The sequence below is a fragment of the Dermacoccus sp. UBA1591 genome (assembly GCF_002322065.1).
GTDB classification, from domain to species: Bacteria; Actinomycetota; Actinomycetes; order Actinomycetales; family Dermatophilaceae; genus Dermacoccus; species Dermacoccus nishinomiyaensis.
In genome coordinates this window covers 1-15,057 of sequence record NZ_DCNR01000024.1, presented here as the reverse complement: position 1 = coordinate 15,057, position 15,057 = coordinate 1, and the positions used below count along the sequence as shown (strand labels likewise).

The 15,057-nt window shown below is 68.8% G+C and carries 10 protein-coding genes and 1 riboswitch; of the genes, 4 read left to right on the top strand and 6 right to left on the bottom strand.

Translation table 11 applies throughout. The annotated features are described in order from the left end of the window. Positions 1-46: 46 nt before the first annotated feature. From B2284_RS02845 to B2284_RS02835, 3 genes are all read right to left on the bottom strand, one after another. A complete protein-coding gene (locus tag B2284_RS02845) occupies positions 47-3,094 on the bottom strand; it encodes a glycine--tRNA ligase (RefSeq protein ID WP_286697159.1) in 3,048 nt (1,015 codons plus the stop codon). Positions 3,095-3,167: 73 nt separating this feature from the next. Next, positions 3,168-3,962 carry a hypothetical protein gene (locus B2284_RS02840; RefSeq protein WP_286697158.1) on the bottom strand — a complete coding sequence of 265 codons (795 nt, stop codon included), beginning with the start codon at positions 3,960-3,962 and terminating at the stop codon, positions 3,168-3,170. Continuing rightward, positions 3,959-5,020 (bottom strand): GNAT family N-acetyltransferase, encoded by a 1,062-nt coding sequence (locus B2284_RS02835; RefSeq protein WP_286697157.1) that lies wholly within the window; start codon positions 5,018-5,020, stop codon positions 3,959-3,961. The genes B2284_RS02840 and B2284_RS02835 overlap by 4 nt, the downstream gene beginning before the upstream one ends. Before the next feature lie 153 nt (positions 5,021-5,173). Between B2284_RS02835 and msrA the strand changes: the two genes are divergently transcribed. Next, complete coding sequence (msrA, locus tag B2284_RS02830) at positions 5,174-5,821, top strand: peptide-methionine (S)-S-oxide reductase MsrA (protein WP_115297332.1); 648 nt, start codon at positions 5,174-5,176, stop codon at positions 5,819-5,821. 67 nt (positions 5,822-5,888) lie between these two features. Here the strand turns inward: msrA and B2284_RS02825 are convergent, their stop codons facing one another. Continuing rightward, positions 5,889-6,272: a neutral/alkaline non-lysosomal ceramidase C-terminal domain-containing protein gene (locus tag B2284_RS02825; RefSeq protein ID WP_286697156.1), complete on the bottom strand. Its 384-nt coding sequence runs from the start codon at positions 6,270-6,272 to the stop codon at positions 5,889-5,891. Positions 6,273-6,484: 212 nt separating this feature from the next. Beyond that, a riboswitch (SAM riboswitch) is annotated at positions 6,485-6,596 on the top strand. A 178-nt stretch (positions 6,597-6,774) separates the two neighbouring features. On the opposite strand from B2284_RS02825, the gene B2284_RS02820 reads away from it, so the two are divergent. Genes B2284_RS02820 through B2284_RS02810 form a run of 3 tightly spaced genes read left to right on the top strand, consistent with a single transcriptional unit; the run spans position 6,775 to position 9,517 of the window. Beyond that, positions 6,775-7,782, top strand: a complete 1,008-nt coding sequence (locus tag B2284_RS02820) for a MetQ/NlpA family ABC transporter substrate-binding protein (protein ID WP_286697155.1) — start codon at positions 6,775-6,777, stop codon at positions 7,780-7,782. Continuing rightward, complete coding sequence (locus B2284_RS02815; RefSeq protein ID WP_286697154.1) at positions 7,779-8,852, top strand: methionine ABC transporter ATP-binding protein; 1,074 nt, start codon at positions 7,779-7,781, stop codon at positions 8,850-8,852. The genes B2284_RS02820 and B2284_RS02815 overlap by 4 nt, the downstream gene beginning before the upstream one ends. After that, on the top strand, positions 8,849-9,517 hold the full coding sequence (locus tag B2284_RS02810; RefSeq protein ID WP_081873719.1) for a methionine ABC transporter permease: 669 nt from the start codon (positions 8,849-8,851) through the stop codon (positions 9,515-9,517). Before B2284_RS02815 ends, B2284_RS02810 begins: the two co-directional genes overlap by 4 nt. A gap of 104 nt (positions 9,518-9,621) precedes the next feature. Here B2284_RS02810 and B2284_RS02805 read toward each other — a convergent pair whose 3' ends face one another. Together B2284_RS02805 and lysX are read right to left on the bottom strand one after the other, a co-directional pair. Beyond that, positions 9,622-11,313, bottom strand: coding sequence for an alpha/beta fold hydrolase (locus B2284_RS02805; protein WP_286697153.1), 1,692 nt, complete (start codon positions 11,311-11,313; stop codon positions 9,622-9,624). 148 nt (positions 11,314-11,461) lie between these two features. After that, the gene (gene lysX / locus B2284_RS02800) at positions 11,462-14,869 is read right to left on the bottom strand and encodes a bifunctional lysylphosphatidylglycerol synthetase/lysine--tRNA ligase LysX (RefSeq protein WP_286697152.1); all 3,408 of its coding nucleotides are present in this window, start codon (positions 14,867-14,869) and stop codon (positions 11,462-11,464) included. Positions 14,870-15,057 lie beyond the last annotated feature (188 nt).

Below are 15,057 nucleotides of genomic sequence, written 5' to 3'. Positions count from 1 at the left end.
GGCCCCACCTCGTCGACACGGGGTGAGGCCATCGGGTTCGCTCGGGTCAGACGTCGAGCGCCCGGTCGAGTTCCTTGTAGTCGATGCCGGCCGGCGCCTTGGCGATGACGCTCTGCAGCAGGCCGAGGCGAGCGGCCTTGAGCGCCTCGTCGTCAGCCATGACGAGGACGTCGTCGAAGAACCTGTTGAGCGGCTCGGTGAGACCCGAGGCGTCCGCGAACCACTGCGTCAGCGAGTCACCCGAGTGGTCGGGCAGTGCCTCGACGAGCGGAGCCAGCGTCTTCTCGGCCTCGTCGGTGAGCACGGACACATCGAAGCCCGGCTGGGTGCCCGCAGGCACGATGCGCGTGATGCGCTGCGTCACCTGCACGAGGGCGCGGAACGCCTCGTCATCGCGCAGAGCCTCGACATCGGCGAGCACCGCGGCCGCGCGACCGGGCGTTCCGGCGCTCGGGCTGAGGGCCGTGACGAGCGCCGCCGAGACGCCTTCGTCGCGCAGCTGCTGGCCGAAGCGGCCCTCGACGAACTCGAGAGCCGATGCGAGCGCCTCGCCCGAGACCTCGACGCCCTGCTCACGCAGTCGCGCGGCGGCAGCGTCGAGACCGTCGCTCACGCTGATGGCGGCCACGGCCGGCACACCGCGCAGGATCGACACGACGCCGAGCGCCGCGCGGCGCAGCGCGAACGGGTCGGACGAGCCGGTCGGCTTCGCGCCGATGGCGAACATCGCGGTGAGCAGATCGAACCGGTCGGCCAGCGCGAGCAGCGCGCCCGGCGTCGAGGAGGGCAGCGAGTCGCCCGCCGAGCGCGGCTTCTCCATCTCGAACAGGGCATCGGCCACAGCCGGGGCCTCCCCCGCCTTCAGGGCGTATTCGCGCGCCATCGTTCCGGCGAGGCTCGACAGTTCGACGACCATCGCCGTCGACAGGTCGAACTTCGCGAGCGCACCGGCGCGCGACAACGTTGCCTGCTCATCGCCCGTGAGTTCAACGGACGCAGCGAGTTTCGTCGACACGTCCTTGATGCGGTCCGCACGCTGCGCGAACGAACCGAGACGGTTCTCGAACGTCAGCTTGTCGATCTGCGCGCGGAAGTCGTCGAGCGGAACCTTGAGGTCGGCCTCCCAGAAGAACGCCGCGTCCTCATAGCGGGCCCGCAGCACGGACTCGTTGCCGGCGCGCACGACGTCGTCGTCGATCGAGCCGTTGGCCATCGTGACGAAGTACGGCATGAGCGTGCCGGAGGCGTCGCGCACCGGCAGGTAGCGCTGGTGCTTGCGCATGACGGTGGTAAGGATCTGCTCGGGCAGCTCGAGGTAGCGCTCCTCGAAGGTGCCGAGCACACCGTGCGGCTCCTCGACGAGGTTCGTGATCTCGTCGACGAGGCTCGCCTCGCCGTCGATGTCGATCGTGCCGCCGACGCTCTTCGCGAGCGCCAGGGCACCGTCGACGACCTGGCGGCGTCGCGCTGTCGGGTCGAGCACGAAACCGGCCGCTTCGAGCGTCGGGACGAGCTCGTCGGCAGCGGCGACGTCGACGTGCGGCTGCGCTGCGGTGCGCGCGACGTACGTCGTGCGGCCCGTGGTGAGTGAGCCCACCGTCGCGGGGACGACGTGCTTGCCCCACAGCGCGACGACCCAGCGGATCGGGCGGCTGAACGTCAGCTGCGGGTCGTTCCACTTCATGTTCTTGTCGCTGCGTAGGCCGGAGACGACGTCGGCGACGATCTCGCCGAGCACCTCGAGCACACCGCGCCCCGTCTGCGTCTGCTTGACGGCGACGTGCTCGGCACCGTCGAACTCGGCGGTGACGACGTCGTCGACGGAGACGCCCTTGCCGCGCGCGAAGCCCTCGAGGGCCTTCGTCGGCGCACCATCCTTGTAGGCGGCCGCGACCTTCGGGCCCTTGGCGAGGGTCTCGGAGTCCGGCTCGTGCGCGCTGACCCCGGGCACGGTGACGACGATGCGGCGCGGCGTGCCGACGACGGCGACGTCGCCGTGCTCGAGGCGGGTGCCGGCGAGCGCCGACGTGACAGCGTCACGCACGGCGGGAATCGTCGCGTCGAGCACGTGCGGCGGCATCTCCTCGACGCCGATCTCGAACGTGAACGTCTGCGGCGCGTCGCCGAGTTCGGCTGCGGTGGGCGCCGGTTCGGGCTTCTCGACGGGCTGGGTGACGTTGGGCGCCGACGCGGCCGCCTCCGCCAGCTCACGCACGCGTGACGTCGCCGCGTCGCCCTTGAGCAGCGGGTGACCGAGTTCGGCGCGACGCTCGGTCCACAGTGCACCGGTCTCGCGAGCGAGGCGGCGCATGAGGGAGAACGAGCGCGCACGCTCCGTCGTGGAGACGGCGCCGCGGCTGTCGAGGATGTTGAACGCGTGCGAGCTCTTGAGCACGTACGTCCACGCCGGCACCGGCAGGCGTGCGTCGATGAGGCGCTGAGCCTCGTCGGTGTACTCCTTGAAGAACGCGCGGGCCGCGTCGACGTCGGCGTCGTCGAGGTAGTAGCGCGACATCTCGTACTCGTTCTGCGCGAACACCTCGCCGTAGCTGATGCCCTCGGCGTACGCCATGTCCTTGAAGTGCGTGACGCCCTGCAGCGCCATGAGGATGCGCTCCATGCCGTACGTCAGCTCGACGGCGACAGGCTCGAGGTTCTGCCCGACGACCTGCTGGAAGTATGTGAACTGCGTGACCTCCATGCCGTCGAGCCAGACCTCCCAACCCAGGCCCCACGCGCCGATGGCGGGCTGCTGCCAGTTGTCCTCGACGAAGCGCACGTCGTGCGCGTCGAGGTCGATGCCGAGCGCCTCGAGCGAGCCGAGGTAGAGCTCCTGCGGGTTGCCCGGGTCGGGCTTGAGGATGACCTGGAACTGCGTGTGCGTCTGCAGCCGGTTCGGGTTCTCGCCGTAGCGGCTGTCATCGGGGCGCACGGAGGGCTCGACGTACGCGACGTGCCACGGCTCGGGCCCGAGCACGCGCATGACGGTGTTGGGGTTCATCGTCCCCGCACCGACCTCGGTGTTGTAGGGCTGCACGACCATGCATCCGCGGTCGGTCCAGTACTTCTGCAGCGTCAACAGGGCATCTTGCATCGTCAGCACGTCGGTCACGCGCCCCAGGTTACCGAGTGCGCACGCGCCCCGCCCATTCGTCCCGATCACGACGTCACAGCAGACGATGACGGCGCACGCGCCGCCCGGGAACGCGGGCGCTCGCCATGAGTTCCCGCGTCGTCAGCACCTTGGTCGGCGACATCCATCCACACGACGGCTTGTGGAGCGCGCAGCCACCACCCAGGCTGACGGCCGCGTGGTCGATCAGGCCGTCGGGGTTGCGCCAGACATGGACGACACCAAGGCCGTCGTCGGTGTCATGACGCGGCAGCAACCGCGTCCGCTCCCGCAGCCACGCCTCGATCGGCTCGCGCTGCATCCACTCCTCACGTGCGCCGTCCACGCCGGCCGCGGCGAGAACGGCACCGAAGCAGTTGGGCCCGCTGGCGCGCGGGAACGTCCCCGCGATCTCACGGGCGCCTGGCAGCACGGCGTCGATGTCGGCCCAGGCCCGCTGGGTGATCTCGCGATGACGACTCGCGCGCCGCCCCTCGACGACGTATGCCACGACGCGCTCGAGGTCGCGCGCGATGGCCGACGCGTCGTCACCGCTACGCCAGAGGTGACGCGTGGGTTGCGCTCGCCTCAGAGACGCCGGCAAGGCGCGCGCCGCCGCGCGATCGAGCCAGCAGATGGCTTGGTCGTCCACGCCGTACAGCAGGAACGTGTCCTTGAGCTCGAACGTCACCCGCTCGGGCTCGTCGCGCAGGCCGAGGTCGTGCGCGACGCTGCGGGGCACGACGAACGGCTGATCGACCGGCATCGTCCACGCGCGCCACTGCAGCAGCTGCTCGTGCGTCACCTCGATGCCGAGCACCTCGCGTACGGGCGCACCGGACGGGCTCATGCAAGCCTCTTCTGCCATTCGAACATCGTGCCCTCGCGTTCGTAGCCGAGCTCGGAGTTGATCCGCAGCATGTGGGTGTTCGTCTCGTCGTTCCAGGTGCGCTGCACCTCGACGCCCGGCGCGACCTGCGGCAGCAGCAGCGACACCGCAGCCTTGACCCGGTAGCCGAGCCGGTGCCCACGGTGCGCGGCCTCGACGAGGGTGTCGTCCTGGTAGGCGATCCAAGGCGTCTCCGCGGGAACGCTGACGTGCGTGAACGCGGCCATCTGCCCGCTCGGTCGGTGCCACGCCACGGCCTCGACGACGCGTCGACCCTGAGCGCGTGCGGTGTCGAACAGCTCGTGCACCCGCGCGGCATCCCACGTCTCCGGTTCGATCGCAACGTCACCGAGCGGGGTGTCGGTCGACATCATCGCTCCGAGACGGGCCCGCTCCTCGAGCCACTGCGACGGGAGGTCGTCGACGGCCGTCTCGACGACATACTCGTCGTCGAACGCGAGGGCGGCACGCATCTGTGCGGCGACGGCGTCGCTGACCGGCAGACGCTGAGCGTTGCGCACGCACCTCTGGGCCTGAGCGAACCCTCGGGCAGCGAGGAAGGCGCCTCCGGCGTCAGGCTGGCCGACGGGCGTCTGCGTCTCGACGAGGACCGTCGTACGTCCCTCGTCCTGCATGATCTCCTCCGCGGCTGAGAGCAGCGCCGAGCCGACACCCCGTCGTCGCGCGGGAGCCAGCACGTCGAGGTGGAGAAACGCGAGGTGGGTGTTGTCGCGGCGCGGCAGGACGAGCTCGGCGGCACCGACGACGCCAGCTGCTGTGTCCACGCCATCATCCTGGATGTCGGCTGCTCCCCCAACGGCGTCGTCGTCACACGAGGCTTCCCCCTCGACGGCGACGAACGCATGACGCGTCTCGGATTCCTTGCCCCACATGGCGCGCAGCTCGTCGGCGGGGTAGGCGGTCGTGTGCTTGCCCCACTGCTCGTGGCCCACCGTCATGAACACCTGCGCCCAGGCGTCGAACAGCGGGTCGGACGGGCCGATCTGACGAATGCGCATGGCGACATTGCACTCAGCACCAGCTGCGTACGCAACCGGTTTTTCGGCGCGTCCGCCTGGATCGTGCGACAACCCGTTCATGCCGGCGGAGGCTCGGGCCGGAATGCCTCGACCGCCGGCGGTGTTGTCTCGGAACCCGAGGAAAGGCACCTCATGTTCACTCGAAAGCACACCCGAACGCCCGAGGCGAGCGACCTGCACGACGTCCTCGACGTGCCGATGTTCTCCGAACTGCCCGACGGCTCGGCGACCCTGTACGTCGCGATGGGCTGCTTCTGGGGCGCCGAACGCATCTTCTGGAAGATTCCGGGCGTCGTCACCACGGCCGTCGGGTACATGGGCGGCCACGCCACCGAGCCGACGTACGAGGACGTCTGTGACGGCGGCACGGGCCACACCGAGACGGTCATGGTGGCCTACGACCCGTCGCGCGTGTCCGAACGCGAGCTTCTCAAGGCGTTCTGGGAGAACCACGACCCGACGACCGCGAACCGGCAGGGCAACGACGTCGGCACGCAGTACCGCTCGGCGATCTACTGGACGACGCCGCAGCAGGAGCGCGCTGCCCGCGAGACGTCCGCGCTCTTCCAAGAGGCACTCGACGACGCGGGCCGCGGCGCCATCACGACCGAGATGCGCCCGGCCGACGAGGCGGGCCCCTTCTGGCCGGCGGAGCTGTACCACCAGCAGTACCTGTCCAAGCACCCCGGCGGCTACTGCAACCACGGCTTCAAGGGCGTCACGTGCCCCGTCGGCGTCGCCGACCTGCCCGCGCAGACGGATGTCCTCCCGCCACGCTGACGACGACATGCACGGCGGCTGCTGAGCCGGCGGCCGATCAACCGGCCACCGCGGCGCACCGGCCGTCTCAGCGCACCTGGAAGGCCCGGCTCGTTCCGGTATGGGCACTGACCTTGCCGTTCCAGCCGTTCTTCCAGTTGCCCTGCTGCACGAGGCGATACGTGCTCGCGGGCGTGCCGCGACGTATGCGCCGCTCCATGGTGCATCGCGAGTACGAGACGCCCTCGCGCGACCAGACGTACGCGGTGTCCCAGTCGTGGTCGTCGAGGACGTCGACCCACGACGAGCCGACCTGACGCTGCACCTTGACGAACGTGCCCATCGTGCGGAAGTCATTCTTCGGGTGGCCGCCGCGGAAGACCGCCCGCACGCTCGAACCAGCCGAGCGTGTGGCGTCCGGCTGAGTCAGGACGTCACCGAAGTGCTGCCCGGGTGGGGCGTCGTCGAACACGACGCCGGGGCCCTCGGCGCGTGGCCGACGTCACACTCATCACCCACCTAGACGATCGTCCAAGCTGTGTGAAGAAATCACTCACCCGAGCCTCGACGGCGAAAGACGCCGCATCAGCCACGCCGCGTGTCGCACGTCACAATCTTCGCCCACGTCTCATCTCCAGTGCCACAACTTGACGCTTTGTCGTGCGCGGCTCTAATCTCGCTGCTGGTCAAGAGATCCGATGCAAAGCCCTGGCTGGTCGGACGGCAACCCTCACACGCGTGGCGGGGTGCTCCAGGTGATGACCCGGCCGCGTCGACCACGCGGCAAGCACGCTCGGCACCCAACGTGACGGCATCCTCGTGAGCCTTCCGTTGCGCTGCCCAGGCCCCGAAAGGCATGCCCCGCACGACACCGCGCACCGCGCCCCACCCCGGCGCCCCCGCCTTCGCGCTGACTCCGCGCATCCGCGCCAGCTCCGCGCATTCGCATCCTTGCCGCCTCACCAGGAGAGATCATGACCGACAAGCACACCCCCGCCGACGAGACCTCGACGCCCGCCTCGTCCACGCATGACGCCACGAGCGCCGAGAACGGCGCGACCGCCCTGCCCCCGAAACCGAAGAACAACACCGGCAAGTACGTCGCGATCGGCGCAGGCGTCCTCGTCGTCGCGCTGGCCGCCGGCATCGGGGCCAAGGTGCTCGGCGGGAGCAGTGACGACAAGCTGACCCACCTCAAGGTGGGCACGACGGAGGCGTCGGACCCGTACTGGAACCAGCTCGTCAAGGTGGGCAAGGACAAGTACGGCCTCGACATCGAACCGGTCAACTTCTCTGATTACACCCAGGCCAACCCCGCGCTCTCCGAGGGCCAGGTCGACCTCAACCAGTTCCAGCACCTGCAATTCCTCGCCGACTACAACACCAAGGCGAAGCAGAACCTCACGCCCATCGGGGCGACGTACATCGTCCCGCTGGCGCTGTACTCGAAGAAGCACACGAGCGTCGGCCAGTTCCCCCAGGGCGGCAAGATCGCCATCCCCAACGATCCGACGAACCAGGCACGCGCCTTGCTGCTGCTGCAGAGCGCCGGACTGCTGAAGCTCAAGGGTGGTGGCACCTCGCTGTCGACCCCGGCCGACATCGAAGCCGGCGCCTCGAAGGTCACCGTCACAGCGGTCAACGCCGAGCAGACCGCGGCCGCGCTGCCGTCCGTCGACGGCGCGATCGTCAACAACAACTTCGCCGCGGACGCGAAGCTCGACCCGAGCAAGGCCCTGTTCAAGGACGACCCGCATGCGGCCTCGTCGAAGCCGTACATCAACGTCGTCGTCGCGCGCGCCGCGGACAAGGACAACGCCGACTACGCCAAGTTCGTCAAGGCCTACCACGACCCGAGCGTCGAGAAGCTCATCGAGGAGCGCACGAAGGGCACGAGCGTCCTCGTGAACAACTCCGCCTCCGAGGTGCAGGGCATCCTCGCGAACCTCGAGGCCCAGATCAAGGCGAAGGGATCGAAGTGACGGGCCCCTCCCCCACACCGACGAAGGCCGCCGCGCCGGCGAGTGCCACCCCGCCCGCCGTCGCCTTCCACGACGTCGGCAAGACGTTCACCCGCGGCAAGAGCCGGGTGACGGCTCTCGACGGCATCACGACGCAGGTGGAGCGCGGACGCATCGTCGCCGTCATCGGTTTCTCCGGCGCCGGCAAGAGCACCCTCGTACGTCTCATCAACGGCCTGGAGACGCCGACGCGCGGCCACGTCGAGATCGACGGCGTCGACCTCGCGTCGCTGTCCGCGAAGCAGGTGCGCGAGCTGCGCGGTCGCATCGGCATGGTGTTCCAGCAGTTCAACCTCATCCGCTCGCGCACGGTGTACGCCAACGTCGCCTACCCCCTCGAGGTCGCCGACTGGGACAAGGCGCGCCAGGAGGCGCGCATCACCGAGCTGCTCAGCTTCGTCGGGCTCACCGAGAAGGCGTGGGCCTACCCCGACGAGCTCTCCGGCGGGCAGAAGCAGCGCGTCGGCATCGCCCGTGCGCTCGCGACGAACCCGGAGATCCTGCTCGCCGACGAGTCCACGTCCGCGCTCGACCCCGACACGACGAAGGACGTCCTCGCGCTGCTGCGCCGCGTCAACGACGAGCTCGGCGTGACGATCGTCGTCATCACCCACGAGATGGACGTCGTGCGCGAACTCGCCGACGACGTCGTCGTCCTCGAGGCCGGCCGCATCGTCGAGTCCGGGCGCACCGTCGACGTCCTCGGCGCGCCGAAGGCGGACGCGACGCGCCGCCTCGTCGACGCCACCCTGCGGAACGTGCCCGACGCACGCGAGAGCGCCCGGCTGCGCGCTGCCCACGACGGGCGCCTCGCGACGCTGACGGTTCACGACCCGCGCGAGTTCGGCCGTGTCCTGGCCCGCATGTCCGCACACGGCGTCGAACCGGAGATCGTGCACGGTGGACTCACACCGCTCAAGGACGACACCCTGACGACGTTGACGCTCGCCCTGCGCGGCGACGACGACGCCGTCACCACCGTGCTCGACGAACTGCGTCTCGCCGCCGACGTCGAGGAGGTCGCCGCATGATGCCCGCAACCGATTGGGAGGCGCTGCGCCCCACGATCGTCACCGCGGTGGGCGAGACGCTGCTCATGGTCGGCGCGACGATCATCATGGGCGGCATCCTCGGCCTCGCCCTCGGCGTGCTGCTCAACACCACACGACGCGGCGGCATCCTCGAGAACCGAGTTCTGCACACGGTGCTCAACGTCCTCGTCAACATCATCCGACCGATCCCGTTCATCATCTTCGCCGCCGCTCTCGGGCCGTTGACGCTCGCAGTCACGGGCTCGACGATCGGTGCGAAGTCGATGATCTTCCCGCTGACGATCGCCTCGACCTTCGGCATCAGCCGCATCGTCGAGCAGAACCTCGTGAGCGTCGACCCCGGCGTCATCGAGGCGGCGCAGGCGATGGGGGCGAGTCCGTGGCGCATCATTCGCACCGTGCTCATCCCCGAGGCGCTGGCGCCGCTGATCCTCGGCTACACGTTCGCGCTCGTCGCGGTCATCGACATGACGGCCGTCGTCGGCGCCATGGGCGGCGGCGGCATCGGTGACTTCGCCCTGTCCTACGGTTACCGCCGCTACGACTGGGCCGTGACGTGGGCCGCCGTCGTCGTCATCATCGTCTTCGTTCAGATCGCCCAGTTCATCGGCAACGCTCTGGCCCGCAAGGCGCTGCGTCACTGAGACACCCTCCGCGCCGCTCGGCGCGAGCATGACGAAAGGCCGCGACCATCCGGAGAGGATGATCGCGGCCCTTCGCCGTCAGGACGCGTCAGACCAGCCGTGCGTCAGCGAGCGCCGACGGTGGCGACCTTCTGCAGGCTCGAGCGCAGGTCGGCCTGCATGCCCTCACGCTGCTGGACGTGGTGGTGCTTCTTCTTCGTGCTGGACGCGCTGTCCGTCACCTCGTTGGCGGGGCCGGGCTCCGGCTGGGGCACAGGGTCGCACTCGACGTCGGCGTGGCCCGGTCCACCCGTCCGCGCGGGCATCGCGCCGGTGAGGAGGTAGGCGGAGATCTTGTCGTCCGTGCAGGCGATGCCATTGAGCGAACCGGAGTGCGTCGTTCCACCGACGCCCTCGATGAGAGCGCTCTTCGGGAAGCGCTTGCGCACCTCGAGCGCGCCCGGGAACGGCGTCGCACCGTCGTGGGTCTCGGCGATGAGCAGCACCGGCCCGACCTTCGAACCGTCGATCTTCATGGCCTGCGCGTTCGTCGCCTTGACCGGCCAGCTCGTGCACGGGAGGTTGAACATGGCGTTCGCCCACGTCTCGAAGGGCGCCTTCTTGTCGACCTTCGAGTTGTCCGAGAGCCACTTGCTCCACACGTTAGACCACTTGACGTCGGTGCACTGCGTGCCGAGGTAGACCGCGTAGCTGTTGTCCGAGCCCGGTCCGGAGCCGTTGGCGTCGTCGTACAGCGCGGTCGTCGGGCCGAAGTCACCCTTCTGCAGCGCAGCGGCCAGGGCGGCGCCGTCGTCCTCCCAGCCGAAGACGTAGTAACCGGCGTTGAGGTAGGCGTCGGTCCACTCGTCAGGCCCGATCTTGCCGTTTGCGGGCTTCTTCGCGAGCTTGTCGCGCATCGAATACCACTGCTTCTTGATGGCCTTGCCGCTCGTGCCGAGGTGGTACGTCGCGTCGTTGCCCGCGACCCAGTCGAAGAAGACGTCCATGTTCTTGTCGAACGCGATGTCCTGGTTGAGGTTCGCGTCGTACCAGACGTCGCGCGGGTCGACGACACCGTCCATGACCATGCGACGCGTCTGCTTCGGGAACATCGTGGCGTAGACCTGGCCGAGGTACGTGCCGTAGCTGAAGCCGTAGAAGTTGATCTGCTTCTCACCGAGCGCCTTGCGGATCGAGTCCATGTCGCGCACGTTGTCGATCGTCTTCATGTGCGGCATGAGCTTCGCACCGGCAGCCTTGGAGCACGACGCGGAGTAGGCGGCCGACCTCTTCAGCCAGGCCTGCGACGTGCCGGCCTTCGTCACCCGGTAGTCAGGGCGGTTGTAGCCGAAGTAGTTGCCGTCGCAGGCCAGGGTCGGGACGCTGGAGCCCACGCCGCGCGGGTCGAAGCCGATCCAGTCGTACGGGTCGCCGCCCTTGTTGGGCACGGCGCCGCCGAGGCGCGACAGCGTCAGACCGGAGCCGCCCGGGCCACCTGGGTTGACGAGCATGATGCCCTGCTTCTTGGCGTCGCTCGTCTTGTGCTTGATGCGGGAGACGGCGATCTTGATCTTCTCGCCCTTGGGCTTGGCGTAGTCGAGGGGCACCTCGACGAATCCGCACTGGGCGCCGGCCTTGCTCAGGCGCGCGTTCGCGCAGGTACCCCAGGTGACCGGCGGCGGGGTGTAGGACGAGGACGCGTCCGCAGTGGGCGTCGCGCCCTGAGCGGGAACGGAACTCGCCGCCGTGACGGGGGCCGACAGCCCGACGCCCAGCAGGCTGAACGCAGCGCCCACGGCGCCGATGGTCTTCTTCATGCGTACTCCCTGGATGGCCTGGTGAACCGCGCGTCCACGAGCGTGTGGCGCCGTGTTCGATCATGCCCCTTGGAATGCGCTGTGTGTCTCCCCTGTGTAACCTTTGTGTAAAGTTCGTCACACTGGGCATGTCGCTCGACAAGGGTGATCAACCCTGAGGGCGCACGAACGGAAACGCGAGCGTCGCACGAATCGGCGCACCGAGCATCATCATGATGGAGCGGTCGACGCCGATGCCGAGCCCACCCGTCGGCGGCATCGCGTACTCGAGAGCGCTGAGGAACGCCTCGTCGAGCGACATCGCCTCGACGTCACCGGCCGCGGCCTTGAGGGACTGCTCCGTCAGGCGCCTTCGCTGTTCGATCGGGTCGACGAGCTCCGAGTAGGCGGTGCCGATCTCGGCGCCGAACGCGACGAGGTCCCAGCGCTCCGACAGCCTGGGGTCGCCGCGATGCGCGCGGGTGAGCGGTGACGTCTCGACGGGAAAGTCGATGTAGAACGTCGGGAACATGGTCTGGCCCTCGACGAGTTCGTCGTACAGCTCGACGACTAGTTCACCCGCACTCTTCTCGCGCGGCGCGTCGACGCCGTGCGCCGCGCAGACCGCAGCCACCTCGTCCCGCGACGACGCCGACGTCAGCAACACCCCGCAGGCCCTGGAGACGGCTTCGTGCACGGGGATCGTCGGCCACTGCCCCGACAGGTCGACACGCTCGATGGTGCCGTCGGGGCGGGGGCGTTCGGCGAACTCCCCACCGTTGACGGCCCGCGCGACGGCGAGGAGCACCTCGCGCGTCAGGTCGCGCATCGTCAGGTAGTCGCCGTAGGCGTCGTAGGCCTCGAGCGAGGTGAACTCGGGGTTGTGGGTCGCGTCTGCGCCCTCGTTGCGGAAGTTGCGGTTCAGCTCGAACACCTTCTGCATGCCGCCGACGGCGAGCCGCTTCAGGTACAGCTCGGGAGCGATGCGCATGAACAGATCCATGCCGTAAGCATTGATGTGAGTCTTGAACGGGCGCGCGGACGCCCCACCGTGCACCGCCTGCAGCATCGGCGTCTCCACCTCGGTGTACCCGAGTGCGTCGAACGCGTCACGGAACGCCCGCACACCGCGTGATCGGCGCAGCAGCATGTCCATCGAATCACGGTTGACGATGAGGTCGAGCGAGCGGTTGCGGACGCGCGCGTCGGGGTCGCGGAACGGTGAGTGCAGGTCGGGGATCGGGCTCAGGCACTTCGCCGCCATCTGCCAGTCGCTGACGTGCACGGACAGCTCTGCGTGTTTCGACGTGACGATCTCGCCCGTCACCGAGACGATGTCCCCGAGGTCGATCCAGTGTCGCCAGTGATCGTACTTCTCGGCCGGGGTGACGTCGCGCGTCGCCATCGCCTGGAGGCGGGCGCCGTCCTCGTCGAGCACGACGAAGCTGACGCCACCGAAGTCGCGCAGGGCCCGCACCCGCCCCGTGACGGAGACGCGCTCGCCCGTGCGGTGATCGGCGGGAAGCCGGCCGTGCGCCGTGACGACGTCCTCGATGCGCGCGATGCGCGGCACTGCGACGGGGTAGCCTTCGACGCCGCCGGCCTCCATGCGGGCGAGCTTCTCGCGGCGCACGCGCTGCTGTTCGCTGCGGCGCGGCTCGGGCATCCGCGGGGTGAGTGCGTCCGCCTCGAGGGCCTGGACTCGCTCGACGAAGACGGCTTCGGGGCGCGGCGGCTGATGGTCGGCCGGCTTGGGCCCGACGAGCAACCGCGGCCCGATGAGGGGGACGAAACCCTCGGCCACACCCATCGCGAAACCGGCACGCGGGACGGTGAGCTCGGCGTCGTAGCAGAGGAAGCGCGGCACCCATTCGGGGTGGTACTTGTCGTTCGAGCGGTAGAGCGTCTCCAGTTGCCAGAACTTCGACGCGATCGAGAGCGCCTTGTCCGTGACGCGGGTGATGGGGCCAGCGCCTACCTCGTCCGCATCGGCGAAGACGTTGCGGAAGACTGCGAAGTTCAACGAGATGCGCCGGATGCCCAGGGCGGGTGCCGCTTCGGCGAGGTGCGCGACCATGAACTCGTTGAGGCCGTTCTCGGCCTGACGGTCGCGGCGCATCAGGTCGAGCGACAGCCCCCGCGAGCCCCACGGGACGAAGGACAGGAACCCCCGCACGGCGCCGCGGGTGTCGTGGGCGGTGATGACGACGCAGCGCCCGTCCGCGCGGTCACCAAGCCTGTTGAGGGCCATCGAGAATCCGCGCTCGGTCTCGTTGCCGCGCCAGTCGTCGGCGAGCCGCGAGAGTTCGGCCAGTTCGTCGTCGCCCAGTTCGTCGTGGCGGCGTACCTGGGTCGTGTAACCGCAGCGTTCGACGCGGGTGACGGCCTGGCGGACGGGACGCATCGAGCGCCCGCGCAAGGAGAAAGTGTCGGTGTCGATGATGGCCTCGTCACCGAGCGACCACGCCTTGAGCCCCGCCTCGACGTAGGCGCGCGCTCCCCTCGTGCTGGCGGAGAGGACGGCGGGGTACAGCCCATGCTCGCGGCACTGGCCGAGCCACACGGCGATGGCGTCGTCCCAGGACTCAGCTCGCCCGATGGGGTCGGCGGACGCGACGCTGACACTCCCCTCGTTGCGGAACGTGACGGCGGCACGGCCGTCAGGGGCGAAGACGACGGCCTTGTCCCGACGCGTGGCGAAATACCCCAGGGAGTCGTCCTCGCCGTGCTCGAGCAGGAGACGGCGGATGCGCAGTTCCTCGTCGGCGTCGATGAGCCCGGAGCCGCGGCCCGAACGCCAGAGGACGAGCAGCGAGAAGATGAGGACGAGGGTCGACACCGTGCTCGCGACGACGAAGGTCCATTCGTACCCGTGGTGCCCTCCGAAACCCGGGCTGGCCGGCGGTGTCCTGACGCCGAACGTGCTGCGGACCGACCAGACGAACTTCTGCCCGAGGGTGTCGAGATCACGCGGGAACGACAGTGTGAGCAAGAACGCGACGACGAACGACAGGAACAGACCTCCGATGAGGCTGATGAGTGCCGCCGCCTTCGAGCCGGAACTGAACCGCGCTCGGAACGCGGGGCGCGCGAGGAGCACGACGACGAACGACGTGACACTCAGAGCCAGGATAGCTGCGGACACACCCGGCGACGTCTGGAACTGCGCCCAGTCGCGATAGACGCCACGCACGTGGAGACGGTTGATCATCTGGGTGACCTGGTGCGCGAACACGAGACGGGCGAGCGAGTCCAGCACCGAAAGCCCCATGACGACGGCGAGGACGGTGTGCGCCGGACGGAAACGACGGCGGATACCGCCTGCGAGGACGAGAGCCATGCAGGCGGCGAACAGGGACGGCTCACTCGGGATGTTGACCCAGCCAAGGACGTCCATGACGACGCGCAGGATCACGCTGCGGTGGAAGAACACTCCGGCGAGAGAGACGAACGCCGCCAGCACGAGCAGCCGGCCGGCCCAGATCGCGACCTTGTCCCGCCACCCATGATCCCGCCAACGATTGCACGCCTCGACCGACGACGTGAGGCGCTCGTTCTTGTTCCCCGTCTCCACCACGGCACGACACTAGCCCCGGGACGTGAGGAAACACTGGAGATCCCCCGATGTTCCAATGAATCCCTGATGTGGCCGTGGAGTGCGCCCGGGCGACGATTCACGGTGGACGCCATGGTTTGTGGCCACGGCTTTGTGGTGGACGTAGAAATGCGTGATGGTCTTGAACTACTCAACCCCAGTCTTTCGGG